The sequence below is a fragment of the Paenibacillus riograndensis SBR5 genome, from assembly GCF_000981585.1.
Lineage (GTDB): Bacteria > Bacillota > Bacilli > Paenibacillales > Paenibacillaceae > Paenibacillus_AQ > Paenibacillus_AQ riograndensis.
Window position 1 is genome coordinate 2,397,564 of record NZ_LN831776.1, and the last position, 21,544, is coordinate 2,419,107.

The following is a 21,544-nucleotide window of genomic DNA, read 5'->3' on the forward strand; positions in this document are numbered from 1 at the left end:
TTCATCAGATCTTTGATATCTTTTTCAAAAATGGCACTTATTCGTCGAATGTTCATTATTCCAGCTCATTTCCAGTTACTTTTAAGAAGATTTGACCCAGTGTCGGGTTATCTGTATGCATCGCTTTCACTTGTCCCCTTGCAATCAGGTCGCTGACTTGATCAGCTTTCTCCGGCTCGTTTTCAATGACCAGTCTTTGACCGGCAAACGTTTCGATATGAAAGGCATGGGTTGAGTATTTGTAGCGGAGTGCGGCAGGATTGTCTAAATCCTGAAGCTCTCCGTGATGTAGAAAGGCCACCCGGTCGCATAATGCCGTCGCTTCCTCCATATTGTGGGTTGTCAGGAAGATCGTTGTTCCCGCTTCATTCAGTTTCTTCAGTCCACGGTGAATGTGCGCCATGTTTCCGGGGTCTAGCGCGGATGTCGGCTCATCCAGAAATAACAGCTTGGGTTTATGAATAAGCGCTTTGGCCAGCAGTACGCGTTGTTTCATCCCTCTTGACAGCTTTGAAACGGTTTTCGCAAGTTCATCCTGTAATTGAACCTCGCGCAGGATCACCTCGATCCGGTTCAGTGGTGCACCGTATAATTTGCCAAATAGTTTCAGGTTATCGTACACGGTGAGACGCTCATATAACGAGCTGTTATCCGATAATATCCCGATTTCAGATTTGAAATCCGCCGTTCCAAACTTGGCTGGCTCCATACCGAGCACTTCCAGGTTACCGTCAGTCGGTGCCAGTTCTCCGGTCAACATTTTGATCGTCGTTGTTTTACCTGATCCACTTGGCCCAAGGAATCCGAAAATTTCACCTTGCTTTACTTTAAAACTGAGATTTTTAATCACGGTCTTGTCGCCGAATGCTTTCCGCATTCCTACTGCTTCAATTGCATGCTCCAATCTGTAAGCCTCCCTTTTGGTTAACTGCTCTCATCTTATCGAAAGGAGCCGCAAAATACCGGCTTTTTGCATCGTAATGTACGATCTGGAGGGTGAACGGTACCTATTCCAGGTTGAATTTCTCCTGAATATCCTGAATTTTGGTTCGTGATAGCGGAATGGTTGATTGAATCTTGTTATCGATCCGGAGCGAATAGGCATTTTTTGACCAGGTTATAATCTCGCGTACCTTCTGCAGATTCACGATGTAGGAACGGTGGCAGCGATAAAATCCGTAAGCCTCCAATTTCTTCTCAGTCTCCAGCATGGTGGCATCCATCGCATATTTCTCGTTGTTAATGACGATCATCGCCTTGCCATCCTGGCTTTCGATGTAATCAATTTCAGGCGGGTCGAACAAAATCATCTTTTCGTCCACTTTTGCTGAAATCTTGAACAGCTTTGCAAACGCCGGCGCAGCTGCGCTTTCCGGCTCAGGCATTGCGGCGTCCTCTTCTGTTTCAACGGGCTTGATGCCGCTTGGCTGAAGCTTGTATACAACGTCCCCAACTAACAGCGCGTGTTCCAGGTTGGATACTAAAATGAGCACGGCTGCCGGCTGCTCTTTCATGGTTTGAAGCATTCGGACAAAGGTATGGATGGTCTTAATATCGGCGCCATGGATGGGCTCGCAGAACACCGCTGATGGAACGCCGCTCATATAATATTTGGCAAAGCAGACCCGCCGGATTTCGGATTCCGAACACTTGTGCAGCGGTTTCTTCGCATCGTGCTGCAGTTCAAACCGGACAAGAATTTCAGATAGCGGCTCCTTGCACCCGAACCATTTGTGGAAAAAGGCAATATTGTTTTCAACCGTAAGACGCATATACAATCCATCCTGATGATCAAAAACCGGGATGTCTGTATTGCTGCGCAGGTCCTTTACCAGTTCATTCTGTATATCGGGATCACTGTAAATAGCCGTAGCTTGGAAATCGCCTACGGCTAGGTAAAACGGGGAGAACGCCCCGCTGGTTAGTATCTCTTGATTAATGACGAAAGGTGCCATTTCTTTACCATCCCATCCTTACTATTAATAGTTTTTTGGTTTTTAATAAAATAACACTATTAATACGCAAAAGCGACTATTCTGTGCCATGCAAATTTGAGCGAATAGTTCTGCTTATTTGAATGAAATGGTTGGGTAAAGTGAGAAATGGGGAGTTATACTTATTTAAGGTGAAGCACGGCCTTGCCGGAAATGTTCCTGTCCAAGAGTTGTTGGGCAACGCTGCTAATTTCTGTCCATGGTGCTTCGACAGCGATTTTCGGTTTCAAACAACCGGTTGAGACCAGGTTGGTCAGAATAGCCAGATCGGATGCAGCCGGGTGACGTGTGAGCTCCTCACCGAGAAAAAATCCGTACAGCGTTCGTCCACCGTTGGTTATGAAATTACTCATATCAAGTGTTGACGAAGGTGATGAGGAAAATCCCACTGCTATGCAGGAACCTTGTACGGCAAGCAGCTGTACCAAAGCAGCCAGTGTATCGCCGCCTACTGAGTCAATAATTAAGTCATAGGGTCCGAACTGGCTCACATGTGAAGGAACTGAAGCACCAACAAGGACTTCATTTGCTCCGGCTTCCAGCACGAGTTCAGCTTTTTCTTCTGTACTGGCTATTCCGACATTGAAGGCTCCGGATAATTTGGCCAGCTGATGAGCAAACAAGCCAACGCCTCCCGTCGATCCTGTGATGAGCACGCGCTTGCCAAGCAACAGACCTCCTTTTCGCAGTGCATTCAGTGCTGTCAAACCAGCAACTGGCAGAGTAGCGGCTTCAGCAAACCTAACGTTGTCAGGAATTTCAGCAAGAGCAGAGGAAGGGACGGCAATCCGTTCGCCCCAGGCACCCATGGGTAATAAACCAACCACACGTGCTCCTGCTTTGGGACCATTCCCCATCTCAGCTGATTTTGCTACCACTCCGGCAAAATCCCAGCCAAGCCGGGAAGAAGTCCTTTGGTTGACGGCATCTTTTATTTCCCCGCGGTTCAGAGAAATAGCATGCACCTCTACAATAGATTCCCAAGGCTGTGCCTGAGGGGGGGCTACCTCTTGAATGGTTAAATTAGACGGGGAATTTGGATCACTAACTATCGCACGTATCATTTATCAATCTCTCCTTTGTTCTGGCTACCTTGATAGGCTCTGCTTATCTTGATCTTAGTTTTCATTCAAGAGTATACTCATAGGAGATTTTCAAACCAAGTGTAGAACTACACCTTGATATAAGTAGGAGGGGATAGATGTGCATACAAAAAATACGAGACTACAGCAGCTTTTATACATGATTGAACAATTCCGCATTGCCCGCCAACGGGAGATATCTCTGGGGAAATACATGCCTTGGAAGCGATTTACTCAACAGGAGTTGAACGATGAGGCCTGTGCAACATATAAGAATTTGCTAGTTGGCCGCTCTCTTCGTATACCGGATCGCAATCGTATTCTCACCATTGCCGATTATTTGGAACTTAGCTCTGACGGGCGCAACGATTTGTTGCTGGCAGCCGGATATCTGCCGATCCAGACAGAAATATCCGGGAACGCATTAGAGCAGGCAATCGGACAGGCGCAGCATACGATGAATGTGCTGCCTTATCCTGCGATGATTGTTACACATACAGAAGATATTAAGGGATATAATGAGTCTTTTCGCCGCTTGTTTGGTTTTCCTGAGAGCCATGCTTACGATCATCTGATGAATCGGATCGACTTGCATTTTAATCCGGATCTGCCTGTATACCTCCGTTCTACGTTTGACCGCTCATCCTTTGAGATGTGGAAAACTCATGCTGTCCAAGGAATTAGGCTGTTTAAGAACAATCATATACTTTCCCGCTATGACGATTGGTATCAAAGGGTCTTAAACCGATTTGAACATTATCTTGCTGAAGAGCAATGGCTAGAGGACGCCTTGGTCACCGGGGATATAGACAATGGGGAGTTGACGCAGACCCTATTAACCAGAAGTGAGAGTAACGGCGAGTTCATCCCCATTCAGTATAAGCAGGTTTCGATTACTACGGGGAATTTGATGACTCCCAAAGTGCAAGTCTTTTTACCCGTAGATGACGCTGCACGCCGGATATTTGAAGAACTGGGATGTCATGTGAATGAAGAGCTAAGATAAAATATGAAGCTATCATATTACAAAAACACCGCCTTAGTGAGACTATGGGCGGTGTTTTTGTGCCATATTAAAGATGATTTCGGCCATTTCATTTGCCGGCATAGCCGATACATAAGATTAAAATAGTCCAATCCCGGATAGCCAGATTGTCCAATTCACCTGCGCTCAATCTCAAGTTATAATGAAAGCGCAACCATTCAGAATCTATTTCCATTTCAATTGATTGGGCAATATGGGCAATAAAATTATATAAAAATGCAATGGAGGTTTCACACGATGTCTACACTAAAGCTTAAATGGTTCTCCAGTACGGAGCTGGCGCCCTGGACTGAACGTGACGTGCCGGAGACGCAAGCTCCTGGAGCAGAGAACACTGCGGCGGCAAACCTGACGTTTACAGGCGACACCTATCAAACGCTGGAGGGTTTTGGCGGCTGCTTCAATGAACTGGGTTATGTCGCGCTGGGCCATCTCACGGATGAGGAACGGGCCAAAGTGATGCATAATTTGTTCCATCCCGAGGGAGAACAGCGCTTCAGCATTTGCCGGCTGCCGATCGGGGCCAGTGATTATGCGCTGGACTGGTATAGCTTGAATGAAACGGATGGCGATTATGCCATGGAGCATTTCTCTATAGAACGTGACCGGAAGCTGTTGATTCCTTATATTAAGGAAGCTCTGGCGCTGAACCCGGAGCTTAAATTATTTGCTTCGCCCTGGAGTCCGCCGACGTGGATGAAATTCCCCAAGGCTTATAATTACGGTACGCTCCGCTGGGAGCCGGAGATTCTGGCCGCTTACGCGCTTTACTTCGTGAAGTTCGTTGAGGCGTACCGGGCCGAGGGGATCACCATTCACCAGGTGCATGTACAGAACGAAGTGGTTGCCGATCAGAAATTCCCGTCCTGTGTCTGGACCGGGGAGCAGCTGAAGATTTTTATCCGCGATTATCTCGGACCGGCGTTCAGGCAGCATGGGCTGGATACGGAAATCTGGCTGGGCACCATCAACGCCCCGGAGCCGTGGGATGAATGGCTGAAGAAGAAATCGAGCGATCACGATGCTTTTGCCGGAGTGGTGCTGGGTGATCCCGAGGCCTACAAGTACGTCAAGGGCGTTGGCTATCAATGGGCCGGCAAGCATGCGATCCAGCGGACGGTCCAGAGCTACCCCGAACTGCGGTACATGCAGACCGAAAATGAATGCGGCGACGGCGAGAACACCTGGTTCTACGCCAAGTATATTTTTGGCCTGTATCAGCATTATTTCATGAACGGTGTAAATGCCTATATTTACTGGAATATGGCACTTGAGCCGAAAGGGCGCAGCACCTGGGGCTGGGAGCAGAACTCCATGCTGACCATCGACCCCGTATCGGGACAAGCCATTAACAATCCGGAGTACTATGTAATGAAGCATTTCTCCCGCTTCGCTTCTCCGGCTTCGGTAAGAGCAGGGCTTAAAGGACCATGGAGCGGACATGCCATCGCGTTCCGCACGCCGGAGAGCGAAAGGGTGCTCGTTATTGCCAATCCCTACAAAGAAGCGCGGATGCTGCATTTAGACAGCGGATCAGCACAGTATTCTCTTCAGCTTGAAGCGGAATCTTTTCACACCCTTGTGCTTAGTGAATAGGCAGTTTTCTCTTAGAACTAACATCCGGTTTACCGGGCGTTAGTTTTTTACTGCAAATTTGCTGCAAGCTGCAAGCTGTCCCTCTATACTTTGAGAAAGGAAGCGGTTTCTTCTAAAGGAAGAGGAGACCGCTTCTGTCTATATTAATCTGCTCTGCCTTGGGTAAACTACGGCGTGAGAAACAAGGAGGCTGGGGCGTGTTATGTTTGCCAAATGGATGATGAAGCTGTCCGGTCCTTTCCGGCGCAGTATCCGCAATAAGCTCATTCTGACGATGATTCTTCTGGCCACCCTGCCCATTGTAGCCATAACGGGGCTTGCCGCCGAGAACAGCCGCCGCTCCATGGAGACCGAAGTCATTAATACGAATCTTTCCAATATGAAATGGACAGGCGTTTATTTGGGCGACCAGTTCACCCAGCTTAACAATCTGATCTACACAGTGATGATCAGTCCGCATTTAAGCGATTATCTGGCAAGCGCCGAAGAGCCGAATCTGTCCAGCCAGTTCACTGCACAGCGGAATATTATTGATACCTTGACGAATCTGTTCTACTCAGCCGGGAATCATGTGGTCGGGGTGGAGATGTATTTGAAGGAATACAACAAGCTGTTCACTGTCAATGCCTCAAGGAATGATATCCAGTCACCGGCAGTTGTTCCGGCTCCCTATAAGCAGCTGTTCGACCGGGACAAGGACTTCATGATCACTACGGACAGCAGTGATGGGACCAAGTTCCAGCTCATCCGCAGCATTAACCGTTTTGAGAATCAGGAGAAGCTGGGCGGCATTTCACTACAGATCCGCTGGGGGGTGCTCGACCAGACACTGGACCTGCTGGGGCGGGGAAACGAGCATACGGTATTTATCGCCGGGGCTGACGGCAAGGTGCTGTACCAGCCCTGGGGCAGCGCCCCGGCTTCCGGAACCTTGTCCCGTATCGCAGACACCGGCGAGAGCCAGGGATATTTTCGCAGCGACCATGAATATGTGTTCTACAATACCATTGATCCCGTGGGCCTGAAGCTGGTAACAGTAATCCCTGACAGCTTTATTAACCAGAGTGCAATGGCGACAATGAACTTCGGTTTGATCGTAGGCGCTGTCTCCATAGGCGTGGCAGTCCTGGTTGCCGTTGTTCTTGCCTGGCGGCTGGCTACGCCAATCGTCAATCTTGCCCGTTACGTTCAGGGCTTCGGCATGATGAAGGAGCGGGAGGTTCGTCTTAGCAACCGTGTGGATGAGATCGGCTTGCTGGAGACGAAGCTGGATCAAATGTCGCATCGCATCCGTGAGCATATCCGCACGGAATATATAATCAGCCTGGAGAAAAAGAGCAGCGAGCTTAAGGCGCTGCAGGCGCAGATCAACCCGCATTTCCTGCAGAATACGCTGCAGATGATTGGCAGCATGCTGTTCAAGAACAGTCCGGCGGAAAGCTACGGAGTGCTGCGCTCGTTAAGCGATATGTTCCGTTATATCATCCGTGAGCCGGAGGATCTGGCGCCGCTGCGGGCGGAGCTGAACCATTTGAACAACTACATGCAGATCCAGCAGCAGCGCTTCGCTGCCCGGCTGGACTACAGGCTCCAGGTGGATGAAGGAGCGCTGAACAGCTTAATTCCAAAGCTTACCCTGCAGCCCATTACGGAGAATGCTTTTTTTCATGGCCTGGAGCGCCAGGAAGGCCCTTGGGAGCTGGAGGTCAAAGTGAGCCGCACCGGTGAGGACACGCTCATTGTTATCCGTGACAATGGCGTGGGTCTTGAGCCGGACAAGCTTGCCGAGCTGCAGCGCAGGCTTACCAGCCGCAGCGGAAAGCTGTGGACGTATGGCGAGCGGATCGGGCTGAGCAATGTCGCTTCGCGGATTCATCTGCATTTTGGCGGCAGTTACGGCATTCAGGTGGAGAGCAGGGAGGGGCAGGGAACTACAGTGACCGTGACCATTCCATTATAAAAACAAACAAAATATAAATTGAGTTTGTGAATTTCAAATAAATACAGGCGAAAGTGTCGGAGTGGAAGTTTGGAACTGGAGGAGCGGCAGCGACCGCCTTTGTCTGCGGATTTCAACCGTTAAAAACGGTATGAATTCAAGAAATCTGCAGACAACAGCGGCCGGAAGTCCAAACATTCCGCGCAGACACGGCAGAACCCGAATTATTAGATTTTTATGCTCATTTTATAACCGAAAGGAATGACTCCATGATTAAAGTGCTGCTGGTGGATGATGAGAGCTGGAACCGGGACATTGTGCGGACGTTCGGCTCCTGGGAGGAGCATGGGATGGAGATTGCCGGCGAAGCGGAGGACGGACGGGAGGCGCTGCGCCTGACAGATGAGCTGTCCCCGCAGATCGTTATTACCGACATGCGCATGCCTGGCGCAGACGGCGTGATGCTGATGAATAACCTTCATGCAAGATACCCTGAGATTAAGGTCATCGTGGTCAGCGGCTATGATGATTTCAAATATGCCCAGAATGCTGTCCGGTACGGTGCGGTGGATTATTTGCTGAAGCCGGTTGACCCTAAGGAGCTGAATGCTGTGCTGGATAAATGCCGGAGGGAGCTGGAGGAGGCTGAGCGGGGGCAGAAGGCATATGCGCTGGATATTGATGTGTCGTTGTGCCTGTCTTCCTACAAGCAGCTAATGCGGGTGCATTTCAACGAATTGAATGCCGAGGGGGTAAATTCGGTTCTGGAAGGGATACGCAGAGAGCTGGAGCTTGGGGGAGCCAAAGGACCTGGAGCACTCCGGCAGGCGGCAAACGAGATGCTGCTGCTGCTCAAGGAGCTTATGCGGGGGAACCGGCTGGAGGATGAGCTGCTGAAGGCGGAAATATCTCATGAAGCACTGGCTTCAGCGGCGAATGTCGAGGCGTATCTGAAGGCGCTCTATGGGGCCGCCCTTGAGCTGCTGATCGGGCAGCGCAAGTTCAAGAATAAGCTGAAGCTTGATGAGGTGAGGTTGTATATTGACGGGCATTTCGCTGAGGCGGTAACGCTGGACGGGCTGGCGAGAGCTTTTTTTGTCAGCAAGGAATATTTAAGCAAAGTGTTCAAGCAGGAGTACGGCTGCAACGTTACGGACTACATTCTGGGGCTGCGCATGGAAAAGGCGAAGGAGTGGCTGGCCGATGAGAATATTCCAATCAAGACGGTCGCCGAGCTTGCCGGGTACGAGGACGTGGGCTATTTCTACAGAGTGTTCAAAAAGCATTACGGCGTGGCTCCGGGTGAAATGCGCAAGCAAAACTCCAGTTTAAAAATGTCCAACTCCGAAGGATAATTCCGTCCAATTAAACGCTTTCATAATCAAGATACAATGAAAGCGTAAACAAAACATAGATATTGGGAGGTCTTACATCATGAAAAAGATGAACAAAGGTCTACTCTGCACGTTCCTCGCCGCTGCCCTGCTTGCAGGCTGCAGCAGCAACAGTGGTGGAAATGAAGCGGCTTCAACCGGAGAAAATACAGGCAGCGGCAGCGCTGCCGCCAAAAGTGTAACGCTCAAAATGTTCATCGCTCAGCCCCGCTTCAAGGAGCAATACGATAACTACATCGCTGATTTCGTGAAGAAGGAAAAAACGGACAAGAACATCGATGTCTCCGTACAGTTGGAAATGCCTACGGCGGACAACGCCAAACAGATTCTGAAGACACGGCTTGCCTCCAATGATGCACCGGATATTTTTGCCATTCATGCCATCAACGAAATCCCATCCTACTATAAAGCCGGATACTTGGAGGATCTGAGCAGCCAGCCGTTTGTCGGCAAACTCCTTGATAGCGTGAAGCCTTCAGTGACCACTACAGACGGCAAGGTTGTGGCGCTGCCGCTGGAAACTCTCTCCTGGGGATATCTGTACAACAAGACAATTTTCCGCGAGCAGGGACTGACCCCGCCAACAACTCTGACAGAGATGAAGACGGTCATTGAGAAACTGAAAGCCAAAAAGATCACCCCATTCGTACTCTCCTATAAAGAATCCTGGATTCCGCAGCTCGTGCTGCCGCTTGCCGTAGGCGGGATGATAAAGACAAAAGATCCTGAATTCGTGAACAAAATGAACAAGGATGAAGGCTCCTTTACAGAGATGAAATCGGCGATCTTCGACGTGTTCGATCTGATCAATGCGAACGGCACGGAAAAAGCCACCGAGGTCGGCGGCGATGATGGCGCAGCAGCCTTTGCGGCAGGCAAAGGAGCGATGTGGCTGATGGGCCCATGGTATGCTGAAACGATCCTGAAATCGAATCCTGATCTGGACTTCGGCGTAGCTCCGCTGCCAATCAACGATGATGCCAATGCCACCCTGATCAATCTCAGCGCTTCGACATCGCTTGCCGTATCGCCAACCAGCAAGAACAAAGAAGTGGCGCGTGATTTCCTGAACTATGTGCTGGACGATCAGGCCTCCAATGCCTTTTTCCAATCGCTCAAATTCAACCCGGTATCCACGGTCCACACCTATGAAAACTATCCTTGGATCACTGAAGCTACCACCTATGTAAAAGCGGGCAAATCCGTGCAGGACCCGGCTATTCCGCAATCGGTCAAGGATGAAGTGGGCAAGGGGCTGCAGGCGTACTATGCCGGACAAATGTCGCAGGATGATGTTCTGAAGGCGCTTGACAAAGCTTGGAAGTCCTACAACAAAGTAAATAAATAAGCTGCTGCAGACTGCCAGGGATGGAAGAGGGCGACCCCGGCTTCATCCATCCCTGTTTGCTGCTGCCCACATTATATAGAGAGGAGCGGTTACTGTGCCGATTAAGGGATACAAAAATGTTCTTTCACTGCTTGCTTTCGTCGCACCCGCATTTATTATCTACTTATTGTTTCTGCTGATTCCCACGATTGGCGGTATGTATTACAGCTTTACGGACTGGAACGGACTCAATCCCAACTATTCCTTCACCGGCCTCGGCAACTTCATTGAAGCGCTGCGTGAAGACCCTGATTTTGTGAATTCGCTGTTGTTTACGCTGAAATATGTGCTGTTCATGATCGTTCTGCAAAATGTATTCGCGCTTGTGCTTGCTGTGTTCATTGAGACGAAGACCCGGACCAAAGGCTTCTTCCGCACCATTTTCTTCATGCCCAATATGATCAGTACCATTATCGGCGCCTTCATGTGGACCTTCGTGTTCTCTCAAGTGCTGCCGCAAATTGCCGAAAAAACAGCCATGTCCTTCCTGGACCAACTGTGGATCGGAGATCCTAAGGTATCCTTCTATTCGATCATAATCGTATCGCTGTGGCATGGCGTCGGCTATATGATGATTATATATTTGGCCGCCTTGCAGGGTGTGCCGCAAAGTCTTAAGGAAGCCGCTGTCATTGACGGCGCAAGCCCGTTCCAGACATTCCGCAAGGTGACGCTGCCGATGATTACGCATGCAGTGACCATTTGCTTCTTCCTGACGCTTAACGGGACGTTCAAGGTGTTCGAGGCGGTGTATGGCTTGACCGGCGGCGGTCCGGGACGCAGTACACAGGTCATCACGATGAATATTTATGAAGAGGCGTTCTCCAACAACTTCCGTTACGGCTATGCCAGCGCCAAATCGGTCATTTTGTTCGTGATCATTCTGATTTTCACCTTCATCCAGATTGGTGTCATGAAACGAAAAGAGGTGGAAGCATGAGACTAAGAAAAGGGGCTTCGTTATTGATTACCCTGTTTCTTTGTGTCGGAGCGGTGATTTCCTTCTTCCCGATCTATCTGGCCATCATCAATTCCGTCAAAACCCAGGGGGAGATGTTCGCTTCCTTCATAGCGCTGCCGACCAAGCTGCATTTCGAGAATTACAGCCAGGCCTTTGACAAAATCAACCTGCTGCACAGCACGGTGAACTCGGTGATTGTGTCTGTAATCGGCATTGGAGGCATCATCTTCTGCGCAGCCCTGGCCGGCTACAAGCTGTCCCGGACCTCCGGCAGACTGAGCGCCGCGATCTTCTCACTGTTCATCGCTTCGATGCTGGTGCCGTTTCATTCGATCATGATTCCGCTGACCCGGATGGCCAAAGCACTGCATGTCAGCGGCAGCACCTACGGCCTCGCCCTGATCTATATCGGCCTTGGTGTGAATATGGCGATTTTCCTGTATCATGGCTTTGTAAAGTCCATTCCCCGTGAGCTGGAGGAAGCGGCGCGCATGGACGGCTGCGGTGAGTTCCAGACCTTTTTCCGGATTATCTTCCCGCTGCTGGTACCCATTACGGTGACGATTGCGATTCTCGACTTCCTGTGGATCTGGAATGACTTCCTGCTGCCGCTGCTGATGCTTACGGATGCCAACAAATACACGCTGATTCTGTCGACGAATACTTTGTTTGGCGAATACAACAAGGAGTGGTCGCTCATTCTGGCTGCACTGGTGCTGACCGCACTTCCGGTCATTGTCATCTACGGGTTCTTCCAGAAGTTTATTATGCAGGGAATTGCCGAGGGGGCAATTAAGGGCTGAGTGAAATAAGGTAAACCTAAAATTTAATAATCGGGTCTCGTCGTACTGCAGGGACTGTTTGGACTTCCGGCCGCTGTTATGTTTGGATTTCCTGATTGTAACCGCGGTTTGCGGTAGAAATCCAAACATAAAGGCGGACGCTAACGCTCCTGCAGTTCCAAACGTCCCCTCCGTACTTTTACCCTTTTTATGTTTTTAAGTTCATCTTAATACTAGGGAGGAGAAGACAAAAAATGAGTACACTTCGCTACGGCGTAGCCTATTACGACGAATATATGCCTTACGAGAGGCTGGACGAGGATATTGCCATGATGAAGGAGGCGGGCATCAACACGGTCCGCATTGCCGAATCCACCTGGAGCACACATGAACCGCAGAACGGCGTGTTCGACTTCACCTCGGTTGACCGGGTGCTGGACGCGATGCATGCGGCGGGGATTGCAGTGATCGTCGGAACACCAACCTATGCCGTACCCGCCTGGCTGGTGAAGGAGCATCCGGATGTCCTGGCTGTAACACCTAAGGGACCGGGCAAGTACGGCGCGCGTCAGATCATGGATATCACGAACCCTGCCTATCTGTTCCATGCGGAGCGGATCATCCGCAAGCTGATCAGCCGGGTCTGCAAGCACCCGGCGGTAATTGGCTATCAGACGGACAACGAGACCAAACACTACGATACAGCCGGAGAGAATGTACAGCTGCTGTTCGTCAAATATATGCGGGAGACATTCGGGACACTGGAAGAGATCAACCGCCGGTTCGGGCTGGACTACTGGAGCAACCGGATCAACAGCTGGGAGGACTTCCCTTCAGTGGTGGGCACCATTAACGGAAGCCTCGGGGCAGAGTTCGCCCGCTTCCAGCGCGGGCTGGTCACGGATTTTCTTGCCTGGCAGGCGGCGCTGGTGAACGAGTATAAGCAGCCTGGGCAGTTCGTCACGCAGAACTTTGATTTTGAATGGCGCGGGCATTCGTTTGGGGTGCAGCCCTCCGTGGACCATTTTGCCGCGGCCCAGGCGTTCGATATTGCCGGTGTGGATATTTACCATCCCTCACAGCATGAGCTGACCGGTACGGAAATCGCCTTCGGCGGTGATATAGCCCGCTCGCTGAAGCGCAGCAATTACCTGGTGCTGGAGACACAGGCGCAGGCTTTTCCCCACTGGACGCCTTATCCGGGCCAGCTCCGGCTGCAGGCCTTCAGCCATCTGGCCTCGGGGGCGAATATGGTTGCCTACTGGCATTGGCATTCGATCCACAATTCGATAGAGACGTATTGGAAAGGGCTGCTCAGCCATGACTTTCAGCCAAATCCGGTCTATAATGAGGCAGTCACCATCGGCAGGGATTTTGCGCGCTTAAGCGGTTCGCTGTACGGTCTCCGCAAAAAAAATAAGGCTGCTGTAATGATCAGCAACGAAGCCCTGACAGCGCTGGAATGGTTCAAGCTGCCGGACGGCAAAAATTACAACGATGTTGTGCGCTGGCTCTATGACGGGCTGTACCGGATGAACATCGAATGCGACTTCATTCAGCCGGGGGATGAGGGACTGTCCGGGTATAGTCTCATTATCGTTCCGGCGCTGTACGCGGTCTCCGATGAGGCACTGGAACGGCTGAATGCATACGTGAAGCAAGGCGGCCATGCCGTGTACACCTTCAAAAGCGGGTTCGCGGACGAAACCGTCAAGGTGCGCACTGCTGTGCAGCCGGGCATCATCAGCGAGGCCTGCGGCATCAGCTACAGCCTGTTTGTGACGCCGCATGAGGTGCGGCTGAAGAGTGAGCGCGCGGCGATCAGCGCGGAAGATAATAAGGTGGAGTCGTGGATGGAGCTGATTACACCGGCGACGGCGGAGGTGCTGCTCCGGTACGAGCATCCGCACTGGGGAGAATATGCCGCAGTGACACGGAACCGATACGGCCAGGGCAGTGCAACCTATATCGGCTGCATGACCAGCAGAGAGATGGCGGCCAGCATCCTGAAAGCGGCTGTACAGGAGGCTGGATTATGGGGGCCTGACCAGGAGCTGGCTTTTCCGCTGATCGTCAAGACAGGCGTTAATCCCCAGAACCGGAAGGTGCGTTACTACTTCAACTACTCTGACTCGCTGCAATCCCTTGTGTATCCGCATGGACCTGCGAAAGAGCTGCTATCGGGACGGACGGTTGCGCCGAAGGACGGGCTTGAACTATCAGCTTGGGGCCTAGTGATTCTGGAAGAGGATACGGCAACACAGGGGGCTGATGAATAGGCTCCGAATTTGCCCGAGCCTCAAAAGGGTTTCCTTCTACTACGGAGTTTGCTGACATATGATGTAACAAGCCGGTTGAGAAAAAATGTTGACGCTTTCAAACATCCGATATATAATTCAATTAATCAAATACACCTATTAGACATGTGACTGGTAATGCAGGCAGGATCTAAAATGACAAGTATTCTATTGTCGTTTTAGGTCCTTTTTTATTTGTATAAAAGCCTGTTTCCTTTCACAAAATTTTACTAAAGGAAGGGGCATTGACATGAATTACAAACAGACTGCCGAGGAGATTCTAAAGCATGTAGGCGGAAAGGGGAATATTTCCTATTTTGAACACTGCTCGACAAGATTGCGCTTTTCCTTGATCGACAATACGAAAGCCGATGTCAAGCGGCTTGAAAGCATTCCCGGCGTCATTGCCGTAAAAATGGCCGGCCAGTGCCAGGTCGTCATCGGCAATGAAGTCGTTGAAGTTTATGATGCGGTCAATCAGTTGCTGGGTTCGCCGAACCTTAACTCCGAATCCGCTGAGGCATCCGCCGCTAAACCGAAGGAGAAGAAAAAACTCGGCAGCGTTATTTTGGATTTTATCGTAGGTGTATTTCAGCCGCTGATTCCAGCGATTGCCGGCGCGGGGATGGTGAAGTCGCTGCTGCTGCTGCTTGGGTTAATGAATGTTCTGGACCCAAACGGTCAGACTTATAAAATTTTGTTTCAAATTGGAGACGCCGCTCTTTACTTTCTCCCACTATTGGTAGCTGTTACCACAGCTAACAAACTGAAAGTCAGTACATTGGTGGCCCTGGCTGCCGTCGGCGCTTTGCTTCTGCCGAACATGACGGCCATGCTCGGGGAAGGCGCTCAGTTATTCGGCCTTCAGATCAAAAGCATCTCCTATGCCTACCAGGTCTTCCCGGCGATTCTAACCGTGCTGCTTTACGCTCAAATGGAGAAATGGTTTACACGAATATCGCCGAAGGTGATCCGGACCTTTTTTGTCCCGATGATGTCGCTGCTTATTACTGTTCCGGTTTCATTATTATTTCTGGGTCCGCTCGGTTATATGCTCGGCGAAGGTTTCTCAGCCATCATCTTAACCTTGTTCGATAAGGTTGGCTGGATTGCCGTAGCGTTATTGGCCGCCGTATTGCCGCTGATGGTATCCATCGGCATGCACAAAGCGCTCGTTCCTTACGCTCTCACCGCGATGGGGAGCACCGGCAAGGAATTGCTTTATTTACCTGCTTCGCTTGCTCACAATATCGCCGAAAGTGGCGCTTGCTTCGCTGTTGCGGTACGGACCAAAGATAAAGCGCTAAAAGCCACGGCGATTTCCGCCGGGATATCCGCCTTATTTGGCATTACGGAACCGGCCTTGTATGGGGTCGCCCTGCAAAATAAAAAAGTGCTCGCTAGCGTCATGTTCAGTTCTCTTGTCGGAGGGGCGTTCATCGGAATCGTCGGCTTGCAGGCTTATGTACTCGTCGGACCCGGGATTGCCAGTTTATCCATGTTTATCTCGGAAGATTTGCCGAGAAATATCATCAATGCCGTCATCGCGCTCGTCATTTCTTTTGTGGTTGCCTTCGTTTCAACCTTTATTCTCGGCAAAGACAACAAAGCCAAGGAGGAAGAGCAGCAATTAGCTAACCCGCTGACTGCGGTGAAGGAGTTCAAAAGTCCGGTAATCGGGGAAGTGATTCCTTTGTCCGAAGTGAAGGATGAGGTCTTTTCCAGCAAAGCGATGGGCGAGGGAATTGCGGTCATTCCCGCCAAAGGCGAATTGTACGCGCCCGTGGACGGCAAAATTGAAGTGGTGTACAACAGAAACCATGCGATTGCCATGAGTACTGCTAACGGTATGGAGCTGTTGTTCCATGTAGGAATCGATACTGTCCGATTGCGGGGCAAATATTTTGAACCCCAGGTGAAGGCCGGGGATGAAGTGAAAGCCGGCGATTTATTGCTGAAGTTCGATCTTGAAAAGATTATTGAAGAAGGTTATGATCCGGTAACCATTGCCATCGTAACCAATAAGGACAAGTATGCGGTCGAGGTTGCGGAATTAAAACAGGTGAACCGCCAGGATACTTTGATGGTTGTAACCGCTTTAGAAAACTAAACCAAGGGAGAGAATAGAAATGAGCAAAGGATTTCCGGAAAACTTTTTATGGGGCGGCGCCATTGCCGCCAATCAGGCGGAAGGCGCCTGGAACGTGGATGGGAAAGGTCCGTCCGTCGCTGACATAGCCATGTATAGACCGCATTTAAATGTTGAGGATTACGAAGCGCACCAGGTCGTTACCACCGGAATGATTGAACGGGCGATGAAAGATCCGGACGTTAATAAGTATCCCAAACGCAGAGGGATCGATTTTTATCACCGGTATAAGGAAGATTTGGCCCTGTTTGCCGAAATGGGCTTCAAAGCGCTGCGCGTTTCGATCGCCTGGAGCCGGATTTTTCCGACCGGTGAAGAGAACGAGCCCAATGAACCGGGGCTGAAGTTTTATGACGGTTTGTTCTCGGAAATGAGGCGGCTCGGCATCGAACCGATCGTCACGCTTTCCCACTATGAAATGCCTCTTGCTTTAAGCGTCAAATACAACGGCTGGGTGGAAAGAAAGGTCATTGATTATTTCGTAAAATTCAGCAATGTCTGCTTCTCGCGTTATAAGGACCTGGTGAAGTATTGGCTGACCTTCAACGAAATCGACAGCATCATCCGCCATCCTTTCACGACCGCGGGCATTGTCCCGGAGCGTTGTCCGGAGGGCAAGGTTGAGGAAACCATTTATCAGGCGCTGCATCACCAGTTTGTCGCCTCGGCGCTGGTGACCGCAGATTGCCACCGCATCATTCCGGGCAGCCAGGTAGGCTGCATGCTGACGATGCTGACGACCTATCCGAATACTTGCCATCCCAAAGATGTGGAAATTACGCTGATGAGGAATCTGCACACTTATTTTTACGCGGATGTGCAGGTATTTGGAGAATACCCGCCCCTGATCGAAACCATGCTCGAGCAGAAAAATATTCATCTGCAAATGGAACCGGGAGATAAGGAGATCTTGCGGAAGCACACGGTTGATTTTGTTTCTTTCAGCTACTATATGTCATTAACCGAGTCTGCGAAAGAAGGTCTGGAGCGAACGTCCGGCAATACGATCACAGGGGTGAAGAACCCTTATTTGCCCGTAACGGATTGGGGATGGCAGGTCGATCCGGTCGGCCTGAAAATTTCCTTAATCGAGTTATACGACCGCTACAGAAAACCGCTGCTCATTGTGGAAAACGGCATGGGCGCCGTGGACCGGGTGGAAAGCGACGGCTCCATCCACGACGACTACCGGATTAATTATTTTAGAGAACACTTTAAACAAATGAAGGAAGCAGTGGAAGCCGGCGTTGACCTGTTTGGCTACACAAGCTGGGGAGCGATTGATATCATCAGCGCCTCCACGTCCCAGATGTCCAAAAGGTACGGATTTATTTATGTCGATCAGGATGACGAAGGGAACGGCAGTTTACAGCGCAGCCGCAAGGATTCTTTTTACTGGTATAAAAAAGTGATTGAAAGCAATGGCGAAGATTTGGATTAGTTCCCCATCTTACGGTTAGGGAGGTGACCCGTGTGATCAAAATCAAAAAAGTGTTGAATTCCAGCGTAGTTTTGGTAGAGGATGAGCAGAACAAAGAATACATTCTGTTTGGCAAAGGCATTGGTTACGGCCAAAAAGAAGGCAATATCGTCGAGGAACATAAAGCCGACCAAGTCTTCGTGCCCGTCGAAAATGTTAAAGTCAAAGAGTATCTCAGTGTATTGGATACCACTCCTCCGGTATACGCGGAACTGACCGGGCGGATTGTGGCTTACGCGGAAAGAAAACTGCAAACCAAACTCAACACGGGGATCTATTTTACCCTAATGGACCATTTGCTTTTTGCAGTGGAACGGTATTACAAAAAAATCGCGATTACCAACAAAGTGTTTTGGGAAATTAAAAATTACTATGCCGAGGAATACGAGATCGGACTGTTTGCTTTGAAACTGATCAAAGAAAAGCTGCAGATCGAAATGCCCAAGGAGGAAGCGGCCAACATCGCTTTTCATTTGATCAATGCCCAAAGCGGGGAGAAGGAATCCAAGGACGGCATGAAGATGGCCAAAATGATCGGCAGCATCGTCAATCTGGTGAGGTATTCGATGAATATCGACATGGATACAGAAAACGTCCATTATACCCGCTTTGTAACTCATGTGAAGTTTTTTGTGGAGCGGTTGTATACGGATAAAATGCTGGAGGTTACGGACAACATCCTGTTTGAGCAAATCGCCAGCCTGTATCCGCAGGCGATGGACGGGGCTTTCAAGATCAAGGAGTATATTAACCAAGTGTATGGAAAGACCATTCCTAACGAGGAGCTCACCTATCTGGCTGTGCATATTCACAGACTGATCTCCTATAACCAGTTGGCCTAGACAAGACGGAGGTTCTTTAATATTGAAGCTGAACAACATTATGATTTCGTTCATCGGGTGTTTTATTATGGGGTTGGGTGTAAATCTCGGCTATGTTCCTGTTCATCTGTTCAGCACAGGATTTCCGGGAATCGGGGTTCTTGCTCTCTATGTTTTAGACTGGAATACAGGTATAGTTGTATTTGCTCTTAATGTTCCTTTGTTTTTACTGGCTTGGAAAAGTATTGGGCGTTCCTTCGTTATCCAGACGATAATTGTTGCAGGAGTTTTGTCGGTCTTCCTTGACCTTTTGTATCCCATTCGGAACTGGGTGCATCCGCCTTTATGGTTAGGCATTGTGGTTGGAGGGGCTTTTATGGGATTGGGGGCTGGAATCGTGTTTCGGCAAGGGCTGACTAGCGGGGGCGTAGGGCTACTGGCGCGGTTAATTCAACTTCATTATCCTAAACTAAAGATGGGGACGATTCATATTGGATTTGATTTTTTTGTGCTTATACTTGGAGCGGTGGTCATGGATATCACGACGGCATTCTACACTTTCTTGGCATCGATCATTATGGGACGTACGATGGACTTCACAAAATCGGTGCCCAATCTTATGGCAAGATTACGCTCCCCTAACCAAACGCATTAGCGAAATCCGCCATGGTAGTAACATTATAGTTGGGACTCCAATAAGTAATATGGTCGAGACGACAGGATTTGAACCTGCGACCTCTTGCTCCCGAAGTGTGGGGCGGGGGTCTTTTGGCGTGTTAAGGGGTCTTGAATGGTATTATATAGTATAAAAACAAAGTTGTTATTGCTGTTGAGTAGTAAGGTGTGTTGTTCAGTATTATCGGCGTTACTATATAATTACTACATGTGCTACATTGGGATTATCAGTCTTTTGCTATATCATGACGTTGTATCCGTTTATCTGAATTCAGGGTATAATATTGAACAAAGGAGTTGATGAGCATGTATCTGGAATTAAAGGATAAGAGCGGAAAAGTGTATCGTTCTTTTATGAATGACCGTCAGAAACCTGTAATTGTAATCAATGACACAGAATATGAAGTGTTCGAATTAATCCAGTCTCAGGACAACTCAGATGCTCTTTCGGCTGCGCAAATTGCTGAGCTTGATACTGATCCTGAAATTGCAGAAATGATCAAGCAATCCAAACGGGATATTATGCATGGTTCAATAATTTCTTCTAAGCAAATGATCGAGATGATAAGAAACGGAGAACTGTGATGCAGGTAGTCTGGACTAAAAGTGCAGCTCAGAGCTTTTCCAAGATCGAAAGCATCCACTTCTCACCACAGGAAACAGCAGAGTATAAATTAAAGCTGTTCATGCGGATTGAAGAAAAGGTGATTCGGTCAGGAAAGTTGTTTCCGTCAAGAACTTATAAAGATACTTACTATATTCGTATTGATCGTTATATCGTTTCCTATGAGCCATCTGAGGATGGCTCTACATACATAATTACTGCTTTTAAACATGGAAGGCAAGCCAGCAAGTTTTAAGTGACTTAGTTTAAATATTCATAAAATTCCATCCCTCTAAAATTTGAGTTAATATATGAGTTTCCAAAGTTATCGCTGTTAAGCACTCTATTTGCTGCTTGCTGACAATTTTTCAAATCTACATCCTTCATGCCAGAAATATTACTAATTGTAATAGGATTCATACCCTTGATGAACATATTTGTAACTGCGTATTTTGACAATCCTGACAATGTTAAGTGTGTACACTGTGTACCAAGAGTTTTTGTTGTATCTTTTTCAAGATTCTTCAAAAATTCAAAAAAGTAAGATGAATCAAGTTTTTTGTTATCATCTGCAAGAAAAAGCAGTTCACTTTCATTCATATAATTAGCTTCTAAGTCACTTATCTGTTTTGAAAGCTTATAAGGCAATTCAAGTTTTATGGGGGAATGTAGTGATGGAAGTGAAATCATTAATGTGCGCCTTTCTTGTGAAAAATCATCTTTTTTTAAGCTAGCTATAGTACCTATTTTAAATCCATAGAGAAGCATTAATTCAAAGACAATACAGATAACTTGTTCTTTATAAGAATTTTTAGAAAGCGAACTCAAGTACTCTAATATGAACTTAGCTTCTTTGTCTTTTATCTGATCATGAGAGATTTTAGGCATCAGGTTCTTCTGTGATTTCTCAACAATTTCTTCAAATAGTCCTTGGAACTCATTAATACTGTTCAATGGTGTGTTAGGATATTTCTTTATAATAACACGTTTGTGAAATTCGGCTACAGCAGTCAAATATTTTTTGACTGCTGCAACGCTTTTGACCTTCTTAGTGGTATCTACGTATTGAATTCCAGCTTGAACTATATTTGCACGGGTTATTTCGTGCATAAATAATTCGTCGATATTACTTATTTCACTATGAGCACTAACTAGACAAGGAAGAAAAGTATTTTTTAAAATAGGCATGTAATTAGACTTCAGCTTATTATTTAAAAGGTTTTCGAATTGTTCTAAAACAACTAATAATTCTTTCTCCATTTGTTGCTTTTCCATACAATCATTCCCTAATCAAATTTTTGTTTTATTATAATTTCCCTTGATAGATAATACAATGGT

At 48.6% G+C, this 21,544-nt stretch carries 18 protein-coding genes; 14 read left to right on the forward strand and 4 right to left on the reverse strand.

What is annotated here, in order from left to right; translation table 11 throughout:
- Positions 1 to 55 precede the first annotated feature (55 nt).
- The 3 genes from PRIO_RS09700 to PRIO_RS09710 all read right to left on the reverse strand — a co-directional run bounded on the left by PRIO_RS09700 (position 56) and on the right by PRIO_RS09710 (position 3,058).
- On the reverse strand, positions 56 to 904 hold the full coding sequence (locus PRIO_RS09700) for an ABC transporter ATP-binding protein (RefSeq protein ID WP_020430026.1): 849 nt from the start codon (positions 902 to 904) through the stop codon (positions 56 to 58).
- Positions 905 to 1,007: 103 nt separating this feature from the next.
- A complete protein-coding gene (locus tag PRIO_RS09705) occupies positions 1,008 to 1,955 on the reverse strand; it encodes a response regulator transcription factor (protein WP_020430028.1) in 948 nt (315 codons plus the stop codon).
- Between the two features lie 161 nt (positions 1,956 to 2,116).
- Positions 2,117 to 3,058 (reverse strand): zinc-binding dehydrogenase, encoded by a 942-nt coding sequence (locus tag PRIO_RS09710; protein WP_020430030.1) that lies wholly within the window; start codon positions 3,056 to 3,058, stop codon positions 2,117 to 2,119.
- Between the two features lie 139 nt (positions 3,059 to 3,197).
- On the opposite strand from PRIO_RS09710, the gene PRIO_RS09715 reads away from it, so the two are divergent.
- From PRIO_RS09715 to PRIO_RS09780, 14 genes are all read left to right on the forward strand, one after another.
- Entirely contained in the window at positions 3,198 to 4,082 is an 885-nt protein-coding gene (locus PRIO_RS09715; RefSeq protein WP_020430032.1) for a hypothetical protein, read from the forward strand.
- A 276-nt stretch (positions 4,083 to 4,358) separates the two neighbouring features.
- The gene (locus tag PRIO_RS09720; protein ID WP_020430033.1) at positions 4,359 to 5,717 is read left to right on the forward strand and encodes a glycoside hydrolase family 30 protein; all 1,359 of its coding nucleotides are present in this window, start codon (positions 4,359 to 4,361) and stop codon (positions 5,715 to 5,717) included.
- A gap of 202 nt (positions 5,718 to 5,919) precedes the next feature.
- Positions 5,920 to 7,677: a sensor histidine kinase gene (locus tag PRIO_RS09725; protein WP_020430035.1), complete on the forward strand. Its 1,758-nt coding sequence runs from the start codon at positions 5,920 to 5,922 to the stop codon at positions 7,675 to 7,677.
- Positions 7,678 to 7,925: 248 nt separating this feature from the next.
- Positions 7,926 to 9,011 carry a response regulator transcription factor gene (locus PRIO_RS09730; RefSeq protein ID WP_039789680.1) on the forward strand — a complete coding sequence of 362 codons (1,086 nt, stop codon included), beginning with the start codon at positions 7,926 to 7,928 and terminating at the stop codon, positions 9,009 to 9,011.
- 79 nt (positions 9,012 to 9,090) lie between these two features.
- Complete coding sequence (locus tag PRIO_RS09735; protein ID WP_046502091.1) at positions 9,091 to 10,398, forward strand: ABC transporter substrate-binding protein; 1,308 nt, start codon at positions 9,091 to 9,093, stop codon at positions 10,396 to 10,398.
- A gap of 94 nt (positions 10,399 to 10,492) precedes the next feature.
- Complete coding sequence (locus PRIO_RS09740; protein ID WP_046502095.1) at positions 10,493 to 11,377, forward strand: carbohydrate ABC transporter permease; 885 nt, start codon at positions 10,493 to 10,495, stop codon at positions 11,375 to 11,377.
- On the forward strand, positions 11,374 to 12,201 hold the full coding sequence (locus PRIO_RS09745; protein ID WP_020430045.1) for a carbohydrate ABC transporter permease: 828 nt from the start codon (positions 11,374 to 11,376) through the stop codon (positions 12,199 to 12,201). The genes PRIO_RS09740 and PRIO_RS09745 overlap by 4 nt, the downstream gene beginning before the upstream one ends.
- Before the next feature lie 233 nt (positions 12,202 to 12,434).
- The gene (locus PRIO_RS09750; protein ID WP_046502100.1) at positions 12,435 to 14,459 is read left to right on the forward strand and encodes a beta-galactosidase; all 2,025 of its coding nucleotides are present in this window, start codon (positions 12,435 to 12,437) and stop codon (positions 14,457 to 14,459) included.
- Positions 14,460 to 14,727: 268 nt separating this feature from the next.
- A complete protein-coding gene (locus PRIO_RS09755; RefSeq protein WP_020430051.1) occupies positions 14,728 to 16,587 on the forward strand; it encodes a beta-glucoside-specific PTS transporter subunit IIABC in 1,860 nt (619 codons plus the stop codon).
- A gap of 19 nt (positions 16,588 to 16,606) precedes the next feature.
- A complete protein-coding gene (locus PRIO_RS09760) occupies positions 16,607 to 18,067 on the forward strand; it encodes a glycoside hydrolase family 1 protein (protein ID WP_020430053.1) in 1,461 nt (486 codons plus the stop codon).
- A 32-nt stretch (positions 18,068 to 18,099) separates the two neighbouring features.
- The gene (locus PRIO_RS09765) at positions 18,100 to 18,948 is read left to right on the forward strand and encodes a PRD domain-containing protein (protein WP_046502104.1); all 849 of its coding nucleotides are present in this window, start codon (positions 18,100 to 18,102) and stop codon (positions 18,946 to 18,948) included.
- Between the two features lie 22 nt (positions 18,949 to 18,970).
- The gene (locus PRIO_RS09770; protein WP_020430059.1) at positions 18,971 to 19,582 is read left to right on the forward strand and encodes a YitT family protein; all 612 of its coding nucleotides are present in this window, start codon (positions 18,971 to 18,973) and stop codon (positions 19,580 to 19,582) included.
- A gap of 326 nt (positions 19,583 to 19,908) precedes the next feature.
- Positions 19,909 to 20,187 carry a hypothetical protein gene (locus tag PRIO_RS33810; protein WP_020430060.1) on the forward strand — a complete coding sequence of 93 codons (279 nt, stop codon included), beginning with the start codon at positions 19,909 to 19,911 and terminating at the stop codon, positions 20,185 to 20,187.
- The gene (locus tag PRIO_RS09780) at positions 20,187 to 20,462 is read left to right on the forward strand and encodes a type II toxin-antitoxin system RelE/ParE family toxin (RefSeq protein WP_046502107.1); all 276 of its coding nucleotides are present in this window, start codon (positions 20,187 to 20,189) and stop codon (positions 20,460 to 20,462) included. Before PRIO_RS33810 ends, PRIO_RS09780 begins: the two co-directional genes overlap by 1 nt.
- Before the next feature lie 5 nt (positions 20,463 to 20,467).
- Here PRIO_RS09780 and PRIO_RS09785 read toward each other — a convergent pair whose 3' ends face one another.
- Entirely contained in the window at positions 20,468 to 21,481 is a 1,014-nt protein-coding gene (locus PRIO_RS09785) for a site-specific integrase (RefSeq protein ID WP_046502110.1), read from the reverse strand.
- Positions 21,482 to 21,544: the final 63 nt, after the last annotated feature.